At 58.3% G+C, this 17,337-nt stretch carries 20 protein-coding genes and 1 riboswitch; all 20 genes read right to left on the bottom strand.

What is annotated here, in order from left to right; genetic code table 11:
- Window positions 1-44: 44 nt before the first annotated feature.
- Window positions 45-590, bottom strand: coding sequence for a bifunctional adenosylcobinamide kinase/adenosylcobinamide-phosphate guanylyltransferase (cobU, locus tag FN082_RS26990; RefSeq protein WP_142982690.1), 546 nt, complete (start codon window positions 588-590; stop codon window positions 45-47).
- Window positions 584-2,107, bottom strand: a complete 1,524-nt coding sequence (locus FN082_RS26985; RefSeq protein WP_142982689.1) for a cobyric acid synthase — start codon at window positions 2,105-2,107, stop codon at window positions 584-586. Before FN082_RS26985 ends, cobU begins: the two co-directional genes overlap by 7 nt.
- A complete protein-coding gene (locus tag FN082_RS26980) occupies window positions 2,104-2,919 on the bottom strand; it encodes an energy-coupling factor ABC transporter ATP-binding protein (RefSeq protein ID WP_139540123.1) in 816 nt (271 codons plus the stop codon). The genes FN082_RS26985 and FN082_RS26980 overlap by 4 nt, the downstream gene beginning before the upstream one ends.
- Before the next feature lie 8 nt (window positions 2,920-2,927).
- Entirely contained in the window at window positions 2,928-3,605 is a 678-nt protein-coding gene (locus FN082_RS26975) for an energy-coupling factor ABC transporter transmembrane protein (protein ID WP_142982688.1), read from the bottom strand.
- On the bottom strand, window positions 3,592-3,873 hold the full coding sequence (locus FN082_RS26970; RefSeq protein ID WP_110275911.1) for an energy-coupling factor ABC transporter substrate-binding protein: 282 nt from the start codon (window positions 3,871-3,873) through the stop codon (window positions 3,592-3,594). The genes FN082_RS26975 and FN082_RS26970 overlap by 14 nt, the downstream gene beginning before the upstream one ends.
- A 1-nt stretch (window position 3,874) precedes the next feature.
- Complete coding sequence (cbiM, locus tag FN082_RS26965; RefSeq protein WP_142982687.1) at window positions 3,875-4,621, bottom strand: cobalt ECF transporter S component CbiM; 747 nt, start codon at window positions 4,619-4,621, stop codon at window positions 3,875-3,877.
- The gene (locus FN082_RS26960) at window positions 4,618-5,331 is read right to left on the bottom strand and encodes a cobalt-factor II C(20)-methyltransferase (RefSeq protein ID WP_142463328.1); all 714 of its coding nucleotides are present in this window, start codon (window positions 5,329-5,331) and stop codon (window positions 4,618-4,620) included. Before FN082_RS26960 ends, cbiM begins: the two co-directional genes overlap by 4 nt.
- On the bottom strand, window positions 5,328-6,122 hold the full coding sequence (gene cbiK / locus FN082_RS26955) for a sirohydrochlorin cobaltochelatase (protein WP_142982686.1): 795 nt from the start codon (window positions 6,120-6,122) through the stop codon (window positions 5,328-5,330). Before cbiK ends, FN082_RS26960 begins: the two co-directional genes overlap by 4 nt.
- Window positions 6,123-6,132: 10 nt before the next feature.
- The gene (locus FN082_RS26950; RefSeq protein WP_139540126.1) at window positions 6,133-6,918 is read right to left on the bottom strand and encodes a cobalt-precorrin-6A reductase; all 786 of its coding nucleotides are present in this window, start codon (window positions 6,916-6,918) and stop codon (window positions 6,133-6,135) included.
- A complete protein-coding gene (locus tag FN082_RS26945; RefSeq protein ID WP_142982685.1) occupies window positions 6,915-7,640 on the bottom strand; it encodes a precorrin-3B C(17)-methyltransferase in 726 nt (241 codons plus the stop codon). Before FN082_RS26945 ends, FN082_RS26950 begins: the two co-directional genes overlap by 4 nt.
- Window positions 7,640-8,695: a cobalt-precorrin 5A hydrolase gene (gene cbiG / locus FN082_RS26940; RefSeq protein ID WP_142982684.1), complete on the bottom strand. Its 1,056-nt coding sequence runs from the start codon at window positions 8,693-8,695 to the stop codon at window positions 7,640-7,642. The genes FN082_RS26945 and cbiG overlap by 1 nt, the downstream gene beginning before the upstream one ends.
- A complete protein-coding gene (locus tag FN082_RS26935; protein ID WP_139540129.1) occupies window positions 8,676-9,449 on the bottom strand; it encodes a cobalt-precorrin-4 methyltransferase in 774 nt (257 codons plus the stop codon). The genes cbiG and FN082_RS26935 overlap by 20 nt, the downstream gene beginning before the upstream one ends.
- Window positions 9,442-10,011, bottom strand: a complete 570-nt coding sequence (locus FN082_RS26930) for a decarboxylating cobalt-precorrin-6B (C(15))-methyltransferase (protein ID WP_139540130.1) — start codon at window positions 10,009-10,011, stop codon at window positions 9,442-9,444. Before FN082_RS26930 ends, FN082_RS26935 begins: the two co-directional genes overlap by 8 nt.
- Window positions 10,001-10,606 (bottom strand): cobalt-precorrin-7 (C(5))-methyltransferase, encoded by a 606-nt coding sequence (locus FN082_RS26925; protein ID WP_139540131.1) that lies wholly within the window; start codon window positions 10,604-10,606, stop codon window positions 10,001-10,003. The genes FN082_RS26930 and FN082_RS26925 overlap by 11 nt, the downstream gene beginning before the upstream one ends.
- Entirely contained in the window at window positions 10,600-11,739 is a 1,140-nt protein-coding gene (gene cbiD, locus FN082_RS26920; protein ID WP_142465135.1) for a cobalt-precorrin-5B (C(1))-methyltransferase CbiD, read from the bottom strand. Before cbiD ends, FN082_RS26925 begins: the two co-directional genes overlap by 7 nt.
- Complete coding sequence (locus FN082_RS26915) at window positions 11,736-12,368, bottom strand: cobalt-precorrin-8 methylmutase (protein WP_139540133.1); 633 nt, start codon at window positions 12,366-12,368, stop codon at window positions 11,736-11,738. The genes cbiD and FN082_RS26915 overlap by 4 nt, the downstream gene beginning before the upstream one ends.
- 10 nt (window positions 12,369-12,378) lie before the next feature.
- On the bottom strand, window positions 12,379-13,338 hold the full coding sequence (gene cbiB / locus FN082_RS26910; protein ID WP_142982683.1) for an adenosylcobinamide-phosphate synthase CbiB: 960 nt from the start codon (window positions 13,336-13,338) through the stop codon (window positions 12,379-12,381).
- Window positions 13,335-14,714 carry a cobyrinate a,c-diamide synthase gene (locus FN082_RS26905; RefSeq protein ID WP_142982682.1) on the bottom strand — a complete coding sequence of 460 codons (1,380 nt, stop codon included), beginning with the start codon at window positions 14,712-14,714 and terminating at the stop codon, window positions 13,335-13,337. The genes cbiB and FN082_RS26905 overlap by 4 nt, the downstream gene beginning before the upstream one ends.
- Window positions 14,715-14,802: 88 nt before the next feature.
- Window positions 14,803-15,093, bottom strand: a riboswitch (cobalamin riboswitch).
- Between the two features lie 290 nt (window positions 15,094-15,383).
- Window positions 15,384-16,295: a transcriptional regulator PocR gene (gene pocR / locus FN082_RS26900; RefSeq protein ID WP_139540136.1), complete on the bottom strand. Its 912-nt coding sequence runs from the start codon at window positions 16,293-16,295 to the stop codon at window positions 15,384-15,386.
- 188 nt (window positions 16,296-16,483) lie between these two features.
- Window positions 16,484-17,284 (bottom strand): propanediol diffusion facilitator PduF, encoded by an 801-nt coding sequence (gene pduF / locus FN082_RS26895; protein ID WP_139540137.1) that lies wholly within the window; start codon window positions 17,282-17,284, stop codon window positions 16,484-16,486.
- Window positions 17,285-17,337 lie beyond the last annotated feature (53 nt).

Genomic DNA, 17,337 nt, shown 5'->3' with positions numbered 1-17,337 from the left:
TGCAGAACCAGCAGGAAGAATAACTCCCGGTACGGAGCGCCTGTTTATTTAATTTTCACACCGATGCCCGATACCACCAGCCAGACGTCGTCCGCCGCCGCCGCAAGGCGCTGGTTGACTCGCCCGGCGATATCGCGGAAATGGCGGGCCAGACGGTTCTCCGGCACAATCCCCATCCCCACTTCGTTGGTCACCAGTACCACCTGAGCCGGGCAGCGCTGGCAGGCGGCAATCAGGACAGCGATTTCGGCGTCAATCGCCCGCTCCATCGCCGCGTAATCCCAGCCGTCCGGCGAGCTGTCGCCCCCCAGCGCAAACAGTAGATTGGTGACCATGGTGGTGATGCATTCCAGCAAAATCGCTTCTTCGGGATGGTTATCCGGCGTTATCAGCTCATCAAGCTGCTGCCAGCGCTCAGCCGTGCGCCAGTGCGCAGGCCTGCCGTCGCGGTGGTGCTGGATCCGCGCCGCCATCTCATCATCAAAAATCTGTGACGTGGCGATATACAGCACCTGCGGCGAGTGGGCGATCAGCGCTTCGGCATGGCGACTTTTACCGCTGCGCGCCCCGCCGGTGACTAAAGTCAGCATACGGGCTCCTGATGTTGACGCATGATGGCGTAGATTTTTCCGATATCGATATGCTGACGCATCGCGTCGGCCAGCAGATCGAACTGCTGGGATTTGTACTGCGCATACTCGAAATCGCTATCCAGCGCCGCCAGTCCTTTACGCTGACGCAGGCCGTTAACCAGCGCGCGGGTGAATTCATCGCTATCAAACAGGCCATGAAGATAGGTGCCAAACGCCAGGCCATCGTCGCTCACCGCGCCGTCCGCCACGCTCAGCCCGTTTTTATGTAATTGCATCAGCGAGCGGCAGCCGTCGTGCAGCTCGGTCTCGCCCATATGAATTTCATAGCCACGTACGGCAAGTCCTGCCGTTGCCGCCAGCCACGCCGGTAGCGCCGGAGCCATCGTCGCCGTGACCTGAGTCGTGGTTTTATGCTGTGCGAAATAAGTTACGGTATTGAGCAAACCCAGCCCCGGCTGCGTGCCAAGCCCCGATTCCACCTCATCAATAATGGTTTCGCCGAGCATCTGATAGCCACCGCAGATCCCCAGCACCGGCACGCCCTGACGCTGGGCCTGCAGCACCGCGTGCGCCATCCCGCTTTCGCGCAGCCAGAGCAGATCGCCGAGCGTATTTTTGCTGCCCGGCAGGATCACCATATCAACCCCCGCCAGCTCCTGCGGCTGGCGAACATAGCGCACGCGAACGTCCGGCTGCGCCGCCAGCGCGTTGAAGTCGGTAAAGTTGGAAATATGCGGCACCTGAACCACGGCAATCTCAATATCGCGCCTGTCGGTACGCAGGTATTTACCCTTTTGCAGCGCTACACCGTCCTCGTCTTCGAGATCAACATCCAGCCACGGCATCACGCCGAGCACCGGGACGTTGGTCAGCGCTTCTATCTGCTCGATACCCGAGTAAAGCAGCGTCACGTCGCCGCGAAATTTGTTAATGATCACCCCTTTGACCCGCGCACGTTCATGGTCGTGCAGAAGCGCGAGGGTGCCGTAAATGGAGGCGAAGACGCCGCCGCGGTCGATATCCGCCACGAGGATCACCGGGCACTGCGCCATTTCGGCCATGCCCATATTGACGATGTCGCGGTCGCGCAGGTTGATCTCCGCCGGGCTGCCCGCCCCTTCCAGCACCAGCACATCATGCTCAGCGGCCAGGCTGTTATAGACCGAAAGGATCTGCTCGCGCAGGCGCGGCTTGTATTCGTGATAGCTCACCGCGTCCATATCGGTCGCCACCTTACCCATCAGCACCACCTGTGCTTTACGGTCGCTGGTCGGTTTAAGCAGCACCGGGTTCATGCGCACATCCGGCGTAATTCCCGCCGCTTCGGCCTGGAAAATCTGCGCGCGCCCCATCTCTTTGCCATCCGGCGTGATACCAGAATTGAGCGCCATATTCTGCGATTTAAACGGCGCGGTACGCTGCCCGTCCTGATAAAAAATACGGCACAGGCCCGCCACCAGCACGCTTTTACCGACGTCGGAAGCGGTGCCCTGTAACATAATTGCCAGCGTCATGACGCCTCCTTCATTGCATGATTTCGCATCCGCTCAAAAAACTCGCCTTCGGTTTTGCACAGCGGCAGTCCCAGCTGCGCATGCAGTTTCACCAGCCACGGCTGAGTGAGTCCGGCTTGCGTCATGAGTTCGCTGCGGGAAAATACCTCGCCGGGTTCACCGTGCGCCAGCACTTCGCCGCGACGCAAAACGTAAACCGCATCGCTGACTTCATAAATCAGATCGATATCGTGGCTGGAGATCACCACGTGGTTGCCTTGATCGACAATGCGCTTGATGACGTCAATCATCTGCGCGCGCCCGGAGGGATCGAGGCCCGCCGTGGGCTCATCAAGCAGTAAATAGCGTGCCTGCAGCACCAGCGCTCCGGCGATCGCCACGCGCTTTTTCTGCCCGTGGCTCAGGCACTGAATCGGCTGTTGACGAAAAGACTGCGCATCAACCAGGGTCAGCGCATCGTCCACCCGGCGGGCGACTTCATCTTCCGCAACGCCCAGGTTGCGCAGGCTGAAGGCGATATCGCTGTCGATATCGGTATAAAAGATCTGCTGGTCAGGGTCCTGAAAAACGGTCGCCACCTGTTGACGCAGCGCCAGCAGGCCGCGCTTGCCATAATCCAGCGGCTTCCCTTGCCACAACACCGCCCCTTTTTGCGGGCGCAGCAGGCCGCTCAGGTTCATAAAAAGCGTGGATTTTCCGCAGCCGTTTGCCCCCACCAGCCCGGTCACGGAATGGTGAGAAAAATCCAGCGTCAGCCCCTTCAGCACCGGCTCATCCTGATAGCGAAACCAGAGATCGGTCGTGGCAAGCATACTTATCCTTAGAGGTGAAAATCACCCTGGTACAGTTTGATATCCAGCGTGGTGCTCATTTGTTGGTAGCGGATCATCACGCGGGTAAACAGCAACCCCACCAACATCGCCAGCGAGCGATAGCCTTTCGGCACGCTACGGTAGCCAAAACGCAAAGTTTGCGCACGGTGAATCGCCAGCGCTTCGTCCAACAGAATAAAAATAAAGCGCCAGGTCAGCAGGATTTGCTCGGTCAACAGTCGTGGTACCCGACCGCGCTTAAGCAGCAAAATCAGCTGCGGGAACGGCAGGTTCAGCACTAGCCAGAAGGTTGACGCCAGCGCCGCCAGGCTGCGCCAGAAGGTCTCATTAGCGGTGTTCAGCCCCGCTGACGTGATGCCCAGCCAGTAGCTTCCCAGCGGAACGCTCACCAGCAGAGCATGCGGATCGCGGCTGATGCTAAACAGAATGGTCAGCACGCCGATCAGCAGGAAGCCGAACGGTAGCGCCATCCAGCGGCACCAGCGCCATAATGAAACCCGCAACAGCCAACAAGTTAAGGCGGCAATCAGCACCATTTCAATCCCCTGCCCCAGCGGGGGCAGGGTAAAGGCCAGCACCATCAGCAGCAGCCAGAACAGAAACTTGCGCTCTGGCGCGACGTGAAACCAGCGGCTCTGATAGCTTAGTCTGTCAAACCCGGTCATCACGGCGTTGTCTGCCTTTGCTGTAACCCAAAATATAGAAAATCACCGCCGCGCCAAGAGAGCCCTGGAGGGTAAACAGCAGACTTTCAATCTCCCCGCTCGCCGGTTCGTACAGCGGCTGGAACCATGGCTCATAGTGCGGTGCAACCACCTGAATCTGGCTCTCAGCCTCGCCGTCCGAACCGCCATATTCCCCGCCGTGATTAATAAAGAACGGCAGGATCACCAGCGCCACCACCATCGCTAACAATATCAGCGTCTTTTTCATGTTAATGCCCCTGTGCGGTCTGTGCGGTGATCAGCTGACGTTTGGTCAACTGGTCGTAGATCATGACGGTTAACAACCCTTCAGCGATGGCGATCGGGATCTGCGTCAGGCAGAAGATCCCCATAAATTTGACGATCGAGCCGGTTGCGCCCGCAGTCGGATCCGGGAAGGCCACGCCAAGCTGCACGGAGGTGACAAAGTAGGTCACCAGATCTGCCAGCATCGCGCAGAGGAAGACCCCAACGTCGCGGCGAATCCCCGCCCGGCAGGCCATTTTCCACACCATATAGCCGACTATCGGCCCGATTACCGCCATCGACATGCCGTTCGCGCCGAGCGTTGTCAGCCCGCCATGCGCCAGCAACAGCGCCTGGAACAGCAGCACGATAGCGCCAAGGATCGCCACCACGCCCGGCCCGAACAGAATGACCGCCAGGCCAACGCCGGTCGGGTGCGAACAGCTTCCGGTGACGGAAGGTATTTTCAGCGCCGAGAGCACAAAAATAAACGCTCCGCACAGCGCCAGCAGCACCTTCTGATTGTTATCTTCCTGCACGATACGGCGCAGGCGCACCAGCCCGTACCACAGACAAGGCAGAAACAGCAGCCACCATGCCAGGGCCCACATCGGCGGTAAAAATCCCTCCATGATGTGCATCGCGAAGGCCTTTTCGGGAACCACTATCAGCAATAGCGCCGCAGCTAACCCGCTGAAAGACAGCTGTTTTAGCTGTTGTTCAAGTTTCATTCTGCATACTCCCACTGTTTATTCACCAGGATGGTCGAAAAATAGGGCAGCGGCTGTTCGTCGCTGACATCATTCAGATGACGCCAGCACTGTTCGCCGGGCAGCGTGGCCTCGGACATCATCAGCGCGGCATCGAGCAGGCCGTTTTTGGCCAGCAGGGCTTTGATACGCGCAAAGCGGCCATACACTTTCATCAGCACCAGGCTTTCATGCTGGCGCAGCGCCTGTTCAATTTCTTCTTCCGGCGCGGTGCAGGAGACCACCGCCAGCGACTGTTGCTCCATGGCCAGCGGCGTTTTTGAACGCGCGGCAATGGCGGCGAAAGAGGTGACGCCAGGAACAATCTCCAGCCAGTCCGCACAGCCGATACGCTGGAGTAGGAACACCCAGGTGCTGAACAGCATGGCGTCGCCGAGGGTAATAAACCCAACCTGCTTGCCTGCCTCTACTTCATGCACCAGCGCGGCGGCGACCTCGTCCCAGACCGCCTCTTTTTCCGCGCTGTCGGCGCTCATCGGGAAATGGCAGCAGCGCACTTCGGTCTGTTCGCCGATATATTCACGCACGATGGAGAGCGCCAGGCTGTCGCCGCCTTTGCGCCCGGCGGGGGCGTAGAGAATATCCAGCTTGCCAAGAATGCGCGCCGCGCGAACGGTAATCAGGTCGGACGCGCCCGGCCCGGTGCTCAGGGCATACAGTTTGCCGCTCATGCTGCTTCCTCCATTGCCAGATTCAGCGCCTGCTGCAGGTGGGCGACAAACATCGCGCGCACCGCCGGATTTTCTCCCAGCCCGCTAAGCCACGGCGTCGCCGGAATACCGGCAGCGTTGAACAACGTTTTCCAGGAGTCCTCTTCATCGGAGGCCATGTCGTTGATGGCATGATCGCCCGCCACCAGCATCAACGGCATCAGGTGAACACCCGTCACCCCCTGCTGACCCAGGCTGTCGATAAGAATGTCGACTTCCGGATAGCTCTCGACCGCGCCCACTCGCGCCGGAAAGCGCTGGGCGGTCATCATATGGTCCAGGCAGGCGTAGGCGGCGAAAGCGTGATGACTGGCACCGTGCCCCATAAAGACCACCGTTTCTTTCTCAGCAAGCGGCGGCATTTGCTGGCGCAGCGCCTGCATCAGTTGGACATAATCGTCATGGCTGCTCAGCAGCGGCGCGCCCAGCGTCAAGCGGGCGAACAGCGGGCGCATGCTCTGCACTTCGCGGACGATCTTTTCGTATTCATCGCCGTTAATGATGTGCAGCGACTGAATCGCCACATCCTGATAGCCCTGTTCGGCGAGCTTCTGCAAAGCCTGCAGCGGCGTATCAATCTCGATACCATCACGCTGCTTGAGCTTGCGAATAATCATCCCGGAGGTAAAGGCGCGAAACGTGTCGCGGTCAGGACAGCTGGCCGCCAGCTCACGCTCGCAGGCGACAATGTTCTTTTCACAGGTGTCGGGATAGCTGGTGCCAAAACTGATCACCAGAAGCGCTTTTTTCATTTCTGACTCCTTAAGCAGCGGCCAGCCAGCGCGCTAAGCGTTGGGCGAAGGCAGCCTGACTTTCCAGTAACTCTTCACCCGTTACCAGCGGTGCCGGGCGCGTAATCACAATGCAGGGGATACCGGCATCGAGACAGGGTTGTACTTTTTCCTGATAACCGCCTTCCGCGCCGGAGGCCTTGGTGATCACCACGTCGGCGCGGCACTGGCGGTAAAAAGCGGCGTTAAACTCGGCGCTGAACGGCCCGCATAGCGCGAAGATCTCGCCGACGCCAAAGCCAAGTTCGGCGCACTGGGCAATCACATCGGCTACCGGTAGCACGCGAGCTAGCAGCGTTTTTTCACCTAATCCTGCCCGCCAGCGCGCCAGATCTTTGCTTCCCGTGGTGAGCAGCACGCGCTGACCAAAGCCCCGCGCCACATCGCAGGCTTCTTCGATGCTCTGCACGGTATAAAGCTGTGGATGCGTCAGGTCGCTAAGCTGTTCCGGGCGCTGATAGCGGCTGAGCAACACGCCAGCGGTTTCACAGGCGCGGATGATGTTGCGGCTCACCACTTCGGCGTAGGGATGCGAAGCGTCAATGACCCAGCGGGTACGGTTGGCCTTTAGCCAGGCAATCATCTCCTCCAGCTCAAGTCGCCCGCAGCGAACCTGTCCCTGAATATCGCCCGCCAGCTGCTGGCCGGTCGGCGTTGCCACCGACAGGGTGTATTTGACCTGCGCCGCGTCCAGCTGTTGGCATAGCGCCCGCGCGTCGCTGGTTCCGCCCATGACCAGCACCTCGCCGTAGCTCACAGCACATAGCCTCGCGGAGTGATCATCAGGCCATCCTGTATATAGGTCGCTTTATTGCCTACGATCACCAGGCTGGTCATATCGACGGGTTCAAAATCCATCTCCCCCAGGGTGGTCAGCCATTTTTCCTGCTTTTTGCGCCCGGCTGATTTCACTACACCCACCGGCGTTTGTGCGCTTTTACTGGCAGACAGCAGTTCAAAGGCACGGGCCAGATGCCCTTCGCGGCCGCGGCTGCGCGGGTTGTAAAAACAGATAACGAAGTCGGCTTCTCCGGCAGCGATAATGCGTTTTTCAATCACCGGCCACGGCGTCAGCAGGTCGCTGAGGCTGATATGACAGAAGTCGTGCATCAGCGGCGCGCCCAGCAGCGAGGCGGCGGCGATGCTGGCAGTCATCCCTGGAATAAGGCGGACTTCTACGTCGAGTTTCTGTTTGCTCACCAGCTCCAGCACCAGTCCCGCCATGCCGTAAATACCGGCGTCGCCGCTGCTAATCAGCGCCACGTTATGCCCGGCCTGCGCCAGCTCAATCGCCGCCTGGCAGCGTTCAATCTCTTTGCACATCCCGGTTTTGATCACCTGCTTATCACCGGTAAAGGCTTTCACCAGGTGGGCGTAGGTTTTATAACCGACGACGATTTCCGCCGCCTGTAACGCCTCAATCGCTTCCATAGTCATCATTGACTGTGAGCCAGGGCCAATTCCGATTACGCTTAACATCAGTGTGAAACTCCCAAAGTAATAGTGACGCCCTGTTCGCGCAGGGTTTCGCCCAACAGTTGCCCATGGCTCAGCAGCCACGCCGCCGGACCCGATACGCTCCCAACCCCCACCGTTTGGCGAACAAACGAGGACGCAGGGAAGTGGTGTTCATGCTCACGCAGCGCGTCAGCGGTAAAGGTTTCAAACGGCACGCGGCAGCAGGAGGCCAGCTGGATCAGCCCCTGCTCGTGTTTCTTCAGCGTGACGCTACCGATGGCTTTCAGCGCCAGAGGATCGAGTCGCTGTGCCTCAAGCTGACGCGCCAGCAGCGCCGCTAACAGCGGGAACGGCGTATCGCGCCGGCAGCCGATGCCCGCAACGACGCGCTGCGGCACCAGCTTCCAGTGCGGTATGGCGATCTCCGGCAGTTCGTTGCGCAAGGTGATACAGATAAGCGCATCCAATTCGGGAAGCTGATTCAGGTCAGAGACGGTAATAAACCCACGCCGGTCGCAGTGATTAACGTCTTCATCCAGCTCTTCATCCCACCACAGGCCGACGCGCTGATGGCTGACCAGCATCTGGTTGACGATTTTCACCGCCGCGCGGAAGTCGGTCATTCGCGCATTAAGCTGGAATGCCAGGGTATCGAGGGCCGCCATATCGTTAACGTCGGTGGCGGTGGTGATCACCGGGTCCGCACCGAGCATTCCCGCCAGATAGCGGCTCAACGCATTCGCACCGCCCGCGTGGCCGGAGAGCAAGCTGATGACGTGCTGCCCGCGTTCATCAATCACTACCACCGCCGGGTCGCTGAACTTGTCATTAACCAGCGGCGCCAGCACGCGCACCGCGATACCGGTCGCGCCGATGAAAATCAGCGCCGAATAGCTGCTGAAGGCCTCGCGCGCGGCGTTGGCGAAACCGTTTTCAAAGGGCAGAAACCCCTCCTCCAGCAGCTTCTCGCTGGTAAAACAGGTTAACGGCAGCATCGCCGCCAGCCGTTTCGCCAGCGTTACGCCACCGGGGGTCAGACAGAAAAGAGCGATAGATTCAGGCTTTACGGTATTCATGGCTAAAGTCCGCCGCGTAGAGTTTTGAGTAGTGATACTCATCCCCAAGGAAATTCCCAACCAGAATGAGCGCCGTTTTACGGATCCCCGCATCGCGGACCTTGTCGCCGATATCGGCCAACGTGCCGCGCACGGTCTGGCTTTCCGGCCAGGTCGCTTTATAGATAACCGCCACCGGCGTGGTGGCCGGATAGCCGCCTTCTATCAGGCGTTCCGCCACCCGATGAATGCGCTGCACCGAGAGATAAATCGCCATCGAGGTCTGGTGGCTGGCAAAGGATTCAAGCTGCTCGCGTTCCGGCACCGGCGTGCGCCCTTCGAGGCGGGTGATAATCAGGCTCTGAGAGACTTCAGGAACGGTGTACTCGACGCCCAGCTCCGCCGCCGCGCCCAAAAATGCGCTGACGCCCGGCACCACCTGCCAGTCGATGCCGCGTTTGGTCAGCTCTTCGCCCTGCTCGCGGACCGAGCCGTATAGCGAGACGTCTCCGGTCTGTAAACGCACCACCGTTTTCCCGGCTTTTACGCCCGCCTCCATCAGGTCGAGAATTTGCTCCAGATGCAGTTCGGCGCTGTCGTGGCACTCAGCTCCTGCCGGGCAATACTCCAGCAACTCGGTGTTAATCAGCGACCCGGCGTAGATAACCACCTCAGCCTGCTGTAGCAATCGGTAGCCCTTGAGGGTAATCAGCTCACGATCGCCCGGCCCTGCGCCAACGAACCACACACTACGGGGATCAAATGTCTCAGCCATGGTTTTCTTCCTTCTGACAGGCGATAACAAAAACGGGATTATTCGGTTTGAAATAGTGGCCGCTGCCAAGCCGGGTCAGCGACGAAACGTTAAGCTGGAGGCAATCGACCTGTTCGATCCCCCGTTGTTGCAAGTAGTCGAGGGCGGCGTTCAGGTTCTCTTGCAGAATAAAGGTCATCACCAGACGACCGCCGGGATAGAGCTGCTGCCAGGACCAGTCAATCAGTTCTCCAAGATGGCCGCCGCTGCCGCCCATAAAAATGGCATCGGCCCGTTCGGTTATCACCATCGGCGCTTCGCCGGGCAGGATCTCAATGTTGCCGCAGGCGAAATGCTGGCGATTTTCGTCCAGCAATTGCAGCGCCGCCGGGTTGCGCTCAACCGCCGTCACCTGTAGCGAGGGGTATTGCAGCGCCGCCTCAATCGACACGCTGCCAGTACCGGCGCCGATATCAATCAGGTGGCTTGCCCGGTGCAGTTCAAGTTTGGCCAGCGCCAGCGCGCGAACCGCCTCTTTGGTCATCGGCACTTTCTCGCCGCGCAGAAAAAGTTCATCTTTCATCGAGGATCACCACCGCATTCATCTCATATTCGCCGTCGACCTCACTGACCGGTAGCCAGTGGATCCGCTCGTTATCCATCGCCAGGTTTTCGCCAATCACCATCCAGCGATACCCTTTTCCCCGCGCCGTCAGCTGGGCGGCAATTTCACGCGGCCCGCAGCGCCCGTCGGTCACCATCGCCACTTTGCTGTGGCGAGCCAGCTCATCGAAAGAGACCTCTCGCCCGTGGCTGCTGGTCAGCCAGATATTGTTCATGTCGATTCCGGCGCGGGCGCACAGGTATTGCACCGCGCTGATACCGGGGATAATGCGCACGCGTTCGATGCCAAAGTGGGCAATCAGCCGCGTGCCGATGCCGTAAAACAGCGGGTCGCCGGAGGCCAGCACGACAACTTGCTGCGCTTCGCGCTCGCTGAGCCACTCCAGCAGCTCGGCAATATTGGCGCCCAGCGCAAACTGCTCGCCGTGAAATTCAGGGAACTGCTGCAAATGCCGCCTGCCGCCAACCAGGGCATCTGCTGCCGCCACCGCCTCACGCGCCGCGGGCGTCATCAGATGCAGGCCCGACGGCCCCATGCCGACCACCGTTAACATGACATCTCCCGTGCGATCTCTTCGACCGGGCGATTGCTGCCGAGAACCTTGTTATCAAAGGAGAACATGATGGCGTCGCAGGTGGGCGGCGTTTTGGTAAAACGCAGCATCTGCATCACCCGCAGGCAGATGCGCTCGGCAAGATGGTCGTAGATATGCTGAAAACCGTACGCGTCGATATGCTCCATCGCCGCTTCGGTGGTATCGCATTCGCTGACCAGCCGCAGAAGCTCCAGCGGCGCGCCGAGCAGCGCCAGGTGCGCGACGAGCGTTTCCATCCGCGCATCGGCAATATGGCTGTGGGTGTGGAAAATACCGGCGGCAATTTTAATCAGCTTGCCGGGATGGCCGATCAGCACAATCTGGCGGAACCCGAGGCGCACGGCTTCTTCAATCATGTAGCCGACAAAGTTGCTCATGGTGACCACCACCTGAGAATCAATCCCCATCTGCTCGCGAACGAAGCGTTCACCATGGTTGCCCGGCACCAGCACCACCCGCTCCAGCCCCGCCGCGCGTTTGATCTCCAGCTCCAGCGACAGCGAACGCTTCCAGCTCTCCTCCGACATCGGCGTGACGATCCCGGTGGTGCCGATAATCGAGATGCCGCCCAAAATTCCGAGCCGCGAGTTGTAGGTTTTCTGCGCCCGCTCTTCGCCTTCCGGTGCGAAAATTTCTACCTCAGCCCCGCGAGACGGGCCAATCGCTTCACGCACCGCTGACTCAATGGTGTGGCGCGGAGTACGGTTAATCGCCGGGCTGCCGATGGGCAGGCCAATCCCTTTGCGCGTTATCGTGCCGACGCCCTCGCCGCCGCGCAGCGTAATCTCAGCAGAATCATTAAGCGTCACGCGGGCAAAAATCAGCATCCCGTGAGTGGCATCAACATCGTCTCCGCCGTCTTTACGGATTGCGGCAATCGCCTGCTGCCCTTCGACGTGCGGCGACTCGACGTTAAGACACAGCGTTACGCCGGACGGCGTAATAATGGAGACCTGATGAATCAAATGTTGGCGCATCACCATCAGCGCCGCGACCTTTGCCGCCGCCGTCGCGCAGGAGCCGGTGGTATAGCCTTTACGCAACGCCTTGCCGTTGTGCCACACCGGGTCATCAAAGGATTGCTCGCTCATCGCGCCCCCTGCAGGTGATACAGAATGGCGTTGACGATGGCAGCGGCGACGTTGCTGCCGCCTTTACGTCCCAACGCAGCGATACCCGGCAGGCCGCTCTGCGTCAGAGCCTCTTTTGATTCCGCCGCGCCGACGAAGCCAACCGGCACGCCAATCACACCGTTCACCACGACATCATGCTCAAGCAGACGAAACAGCGCGGTGGGGGCATTGCCAAACACAAACATCTTCTCGCCCTCTTCGGCCACTGCGATATCCACCGCCGCCATTGAGCGAGTCATCCCCTGCGCTTTCGCCTCCGCCACCACGCGCGGATCGCTGATATAACAGCGGCACTCGCCGCCGAATTTCGCCAGCAGAGTTTTATTGATCCCGGAGAGCGCCATGGTGGTGTCGGTATACAGAATGCAGGGCTGACTTAATGCAGCGCTGAGACGCTCAAGGACGTCGGGCGAAAACCACAAAATATCCAGCCAGTCAAAATCGGCGGTAGTGTGGATAACCCGCTTAATAATGGCTTCATGCAGCGGGCTGGCAAAGCGGTAGTCCGGGCGAGTCTCTGCAATGATTTCGCCAATAATGTCGAAGCTTTTTGCCTCAATTGCCTGTGGTTGCTGGATATAGTGCATTTATTTGTCCTCAGGCCACGCCGACCAGCCAGTACCGTGCTGCCATAAACAGCACCAGCGCCAGGGTCGAAGCTACCCACATCAGTCGAATCGTTCGGGAAATATCGTCTACGTCAATGTCGCGCGTCGCGTCGCCAATCCACGGCTTCTCCACGCGCTGGCCAAAATAATCGTTTGGGCCGCCAAGCCAGATGCCGAGCGCTCCGGCCACGGGGGCTTCCGACCAGCCGCAGTTCGGGCTGCTGTGGTTGTATCGATCGCGCCAGCCGATGCGCAGCGCGCGGTCGCCCGCTTCACGGCAGAGGAAAGCGGCCAGGCTGATAAGCAGCCAGCTCAGGCGGGCGGGGATATAGTTGGCGACATCATCAAGGCGGGCGCTGACCATACCGATGGCGCGATATTTTTCATGCTTGTAACCGACCATCGAGTCGAGAGTGTTGACCGCTTTATAAGCCATCGCCAGCGGCGCACCGCCCAGCAGTAGAAAGAAGAGCGGCGCGATAATGCCGTCAACGGTGTTTTCCGCCACCGTCTCGACCACCGCGCGGTTAATCTGCTGCGGCTCGAGCTGCGACGTATCGCGCCCGACAATCCATGAGAGTTTGAGGCGGCTTTCCGCCAGATCGCCCGCGCGCAGCGGACGCTCGACGTCCCGCGCCGACTGCGCCAGGCAACGCCCGGCCAGTACGGTGAAAATCATCCACACCTCAACCACCCAGCCAAACCACGGATGAATCATCTGCGCCAGCGTCAGCACGCCCCAGGAGATACCCCATGTGAGGCCGACCACGATGACCCACATCACCCCGCCGCCGACGCGTAAAGCAAAGTCGCTGTGGCAATAGCGGCGCACGCTGCGCTGGACGGCGGCGATCAGGTTGCCTATCCAGCGCACCGGATGCGGCCAGCTCTGCGGGTCGCCGATGATAAAATCGAGGACCCAGGCCACGCACCAGGCCAGCAGCGTCATAGGGCGCTCCTTGCCGCAGCCAGCCAATAGCTGAGCATCGTGGGTCGCTGGGCAAAATGCAGGTGCAGATAGCTGGCGAAGGTATTACCCACCTGCCAGCCGCCCGACCACTGCTGGAGCGTTATGCCATCGCGGACTTTACGACAGGCCAGCACCGCCGGGGTTTCCGGGGTGAAATCCGAGTAGTGGAATTCATGCCCGCGTAGGGTTTCACTGGGGGCTGCCAGCAGCGTTTGCCGCATCGCCCGCGCCTCGCAGTAGCCAAAGCGGGTAAGCCGTTTGCCCATCTTGCTATGGCCGGGAATAAGATTGGCCATCGGGTAAATTTCACCGCTGGCGTCTTCCAGGGTGCTACCGAGATACATCAGACCACCGCATTCGGCGTAAATCGCCACACCGCGCCGGTGCGCCTCCTGCAACTGCGCCAGCATTGGCGTATTGGCCGCCAGCGCGGCGGCGTGAATTTCGGGATAGCCACCGCCGAGCCAAATCATCTGACATGGCGGCAATGCGCTATCGTGCAGCGGGCTGAAACGCACAATATTCACCCCACAGCGTTCAAGCAGGGTGAGGTTATCCGGGTAGTAAAAGTTGAAGGCCTCGTCGTCGGCCAGCGCCAGAGTCAAGCCTGCTCCGGCGTCAGGCGACGGTAGCGCAGGCCACTCCCCGGCGGGTAAAGCAGCAAGCTGGCTGAGGGTAAGAAGTTGTTCAATATCCAGAGTTTGCGCCAGCGTTTGGGCAAAATCACGCCACGGCTGCTGGTTCACCAGCGATTCACGGGCAGTCACCAGGCCCAAATGCCGTTCGGGCAGGGCAACACCTTCCACTCGCGGTACGTAGCCGAGAACCGGCAACCCGCAGTAGCGCTCAATGGCGCTTTTGAGTAGCTGATAGTGAGTATCGCTGTTGACGCGATTGACGATAACGCCAGCGATATTCAGGCTGGGGTCGAAGTGCTGAAATCCCATCACCGTGGCGGCGATGGAGGTGGAAACCGCTTTACCATCCACCAGTAGAATGACCGGGCAGCCAAGCTGTTTGGCCATCGCGGCGGTGCTGCAATAATTCGGGTCGGTGCCATAGCCGTCATAAAGCCCCATGACGCCTTCGATCACCGCGATATCCGCCCGCTGCATCTGTTCGCAAAACAGCGCATTGAGAACCGGTTCCGGGAGCATAAAGCTGTCGAGGTTGCGGGAAGCGACGCCGCTGACGGCGGTATGCCAGCCGGTATCGAGATAATCCGGGCCGACTTTGCAGGGCTGAACCCGCATACCGCGCTGCTTCAACAGGCTGAGCAAACCAAGCGTAACGGTGGTTTTACCACAACCGCTACCGGTACCTGCGAGAATAAATGCGTGCTGCCTGGCTGCCATACCCCGATCCTGTGCCGGGTGGTAGGGCTGCGAGCATTCCCAGTCTTTCGACTGTACGCATCTAAGCAACCCACTTCCCACCGAAGTTGTTGGTAGTCACCGACAGGCAGGTCTTCTGGCTTAGCGTCGTCCTTCCCCATCCTTCCCAATCCGGTAAGCAGATCAGTGGTCATACCCGTCATACTTCACGTTGTATGTGCGTTGGCTTTACTTGTTCACCCCAGTCACTTACCTGTGTAAGCTCCTGGGGATTCACTCGCTTGCCGCCTTCCTACAACGCGAATTATTTAGCGTATATATGGGTTCGTCAGCATCACAGCAGCGGGGGCTGCGGGGGATTCACACCCCCTTCCCTGGCACCTGTCGGTTTTCTCGAGCGGGATGAGTCCTCACTCGAATAATTTCTAGAACACCTTACGGAGGCTGGATGGCTTCCGTCGTCTCTAATATCTAATTGCAAAATCTTTTCATTACGCCTGCGGCGGCCTGAAAGCAATTTCAGATGTCACTCTATCCCATCAAATAAATAAAAACTGGTGCAGCTTATCGTTCCCTCATTATTATTTTGTTGCGCTATGACAATTTATTGCTCTGAATGAGATTTTTTCATTTTATAATGAGCCAGATACAGGGGGATATCAAAAATCGGCAATAACAAAATATTGTCATTTAAAATGGTTCAGTTTGTGATCTGGCGTTAATTTGCTGACGATAAGCCTGCGGAGTCACCTGATAGGCCTGGCGAAAAACTTTGCAAAAATAGCTGGTTTGCGAAAATCCTAAATTTCGTGCAATGCTGGCAATACTCCAGTCGCTGTGGCAAAGCAGCTCTTTAGCGCTCACCATCCGCTGATGATTTACCCAGGCGTTAAAGCCGATCCCCTGATATTTTTTGAACAGCTTACTGAAATAGTAAGGGCTGAGATAAACGTGGGCGGCAACATCTTCCAGGCGTAGCTCATCGGATAAATGGGCATCGATATAGCGCAGCGCTTTCTTCATTTTACTGTCGTGAGGGCTGGCAACCCGGCTGGCGCGCGCAGGTTCAGGCTGCTGCGGGTTATCTTTAATCACCACAAAGTTGAGCTGTTTTTTAAGGCAGTTTTCGACGATTAGCTTCAGTAAATCGGCGGAAGCGATCACTCTGGAGTAGTCCATTTCCGGCACGTCGCGGAACGCCTTTACCAGCTCAGGATCGGCCTGCCAGCGGTCGTCAACGTTGAGAATATCGACCAGCTCAACATCATTGCTTAAGCGCACCTGCCCGCACAGCACGAAACCCACAAGGTGTCCGGCAATAACTAAAGGGATGGAAAAATCGGTTAACCCGGCGTGGCAGCGGTAGATACAGAGCTGATCGGTTTTTGAAGCTTCCAGGCCACCGCAGCGGTCGCTCATCCGACAGCGGGTGCTGTGCTGGGGGTGTTGACGCATAAGCTGGCAGAAAGGCGTGAAATTAAACAGTTCAGAAATTTCATCACCGTGAATATTGACAACCACAACGGCCAGACTGGTGGCCTGCGCAAAATCCTGTGCGATTTTATTGATGAGTTCTGAGTTCAGTGTACTCGCAGAAATCATGATAAAACCTCTCAGTTAATTTTTTGTTATAAATAAAACATTTCTTTAATATTCACTTCCTTTCATCATCATTTGCCGCCAACGATAAAAGAATAATACGATAGCAAAAGTCTCCCATCCGTGGGAGACATTTTGGGCGACTTCGTGATACCGGTTCATGAAAAATTTCAGCTATTTCAGCAAATGCATTAATCCTCTAATTTACAGGTATTGCACGGTAAGTTATTACCAATCAGATAACGATAGATTGCCGCCCCCAGACAGGCCCCGATTAACGGTGCAACAATCGGTACAATAAAGTACGGAATATCTCTGCCGCCGGTCATCGCGATATCGCCCCAACCCGCCATCCATGTAAACAGCTTCGGCCCAAAATCACGTGCCGGATTCATCGCAAAACCAGTCAGCGGTCCGGTGGATGCACCAATAACCGCAACCAGCAGACCAATCAGCAGAGGAGCCAGCGGCCCTTTTGGCACACCGTTGCCATCGTCGGTCAGCGCCATAATCATGCCCATCAACATGGAGGTAATCACCACTTCAACCAGCGCCGCATGCCAGATGCTCAGCGATGCCGCCGGGTAGGTGCTGAAAATACTCGCTAGCTGCAGACTCTCTACGCTACCGCGAGCGATATGGTGTGCGGCCTCAAACTCGGTAAACATCGTGCTGTAAAGCACATAGGCCAGCACTGCGCCGCCGAAGGCACCCGCGACCTGTGCAACAATGTAGGGGAACACTTTTCGACCTGGAAAACAGGCAAATAGCCATAAAGCGACGGTCACGGCCGGGTTGAGGTGCCCGCCGGATATCCCCGAAGTCAGATACACAGCAAGCGAGATCCCCAGCCCCCAGATAATGCAAATTTCCCACAATCCGAGGCTTGCTCCCGCTACCTTTAACGCGCTCAGGCAGCCGATACCGAAAAACAAAAACAGCCCGGTGCCCAGAAACTCGGCGGTACATTGCGCTTTTAACGAATCATTCATTATGACACCTTCTTAGCAGAGTTCGTGTCCTGACCAGCCAACATCCTGCTGGC

Source organism: Klebsiella spallanzanii, assembly GCF_902158555.1.
Lineage (GTDB): Bacteria > Pseudomonadota > Gammaproteobacteria > Enterobacterales > Enterobacteriaceae > Klebsiella > Klebsiella spallanzanii.
This window is presented reverse-complemented; position numbering and strand designations above follow the sequence as displayed.

Bases quoted from the DNA above. Each gene is read 5' to 3' on its own strand.
- FN082_RS26930 (WP_139540130.1), bottom strand. From the start codon at position 10,011: ATGAAAGATGAACTTTTTCTGCGCGGCGAGAAAGTGCCGATGACCAAA.
- pduF (WP_139540137.1), bottom strand. From the start codon at position 17,284: ATGAATGATTCGTTAAAAGCGCAATGTACCGCCGAGTTTCTGGGCACC.
- FN082_RS26925 (WP_139540131.1), bottom strand. From the start codon at position 10,606: ATGTTAACGGTGGTCGGCATGGGGCCGTCGGGCCTGCATCTGATGACG.
- cbiB (WP_142982683.1), bottom strand. From the start codon at position 13,338: ATGACGCTGCTGGCCTGGTGCGTGGCCTGGGTCCTCGATTTTATCATC.
- FN082_RS26905 (WP_142982682.1), bottom strand. From the start codon at position 14,714: ATGGCAGCCAGGCAGCACGCATTTATTCTCGCAGGTACCGGTAGCGGT.
- cobU (WP_142982690.1), bottom strand. From the start codon at position 590: ATGCTGACTTTAGTCACCGGCGGGGCGCGCAGCGGTAAAAGTCGCCAT.
- pocR (WP_139540136.1), bottom strand. From the start codon at position 16,295: ATGATTTCTGCGAGTACACTGAACTCAGAACTCATCAATAAAATCGCA.
- cbiM (WP_142982687.1), bottom strand. From the start codon at position 4,621: ATGAAACTTGAACAACAGCTAAAACAGCTGTCTTTCAGCGGGTTAGCT.
- FN082_RS26985 (WP_142982689.1), bottom strand. From the start codon at position 2,107: ATGACGCTGGCAATTATGTTACAGGGCACCGCTTCCGACGTCGGTAAA.
- FN082_RS26975 (WP_142982688.1), bottom strand. From the start codon at position 3,605: ATGACCGGGTTTGACAGACTAAGCTATCAGAGCCGCTGGTTTCACGTC.
- cbiD (WP_142465135.1), bottom strand. From the start codon at position 11,739: ATGAGCGAGCAATCCTTTGATGACCCGGTGTGGCACAACGGCAAGGCG.
- FN082_RS26970 (WP_110275911.1), bottom strand. From the start codon at position 3,873: ATGAAAAAGACGCTGATATTGTTAGCGATGGTGGTGGCGCTGGTGATC.
- FN082_RS26960 (WP_142463328.1), bottom strand. From the start codon at position 5,331: ATGAGCGGCAAACTGTATGCCCTGAGCACCGGGCCGGGCGCGTCCGAC.
- FN082_RS26945 (WP_142982685.1), bottom strand. From the start codon at position 7,640: ATGTTAAGCGTAATCGGAATTGGCCCTGGCTCACAGTCAATGATGACT.
- FN082_RS26980 (WP_139540123.1), bottom strand. From the start codon at position 2,919: ATGCTTGCCACGACCGATCTCTGGTTTCGCTATCAGGATGAGCCGGTG.
- FN082_RS26935 (WP_139540129.1), bottom strand. From the start codon at position 9,449: ATGGCTGAGACATTTGATCCCCGTAGTGTGTGGTTCGTTGGCGCAGGG.
- cbiK (WP_142982686.1), bottom strand. From the start codon at position 6,122: ATGAAAAAAGCGCTTCTGGTGATCAGTTTTGGCACCAGCTATCCCGAC.
- cbiG (WP_142982684.1), bottom strand. From the start codon at position 8,695: ATGAATACCGTAAAGCCTGAATCTATCGCTCTTTTCTGTCTGACCCCC.
- FN082_RS26915 (WP_139540133.1), bottom strand. From the start codon at position 12,368: ATGCACTATATCCAGCAACCACAGGCAATTGAGGCAAAAAGCTTCGAC.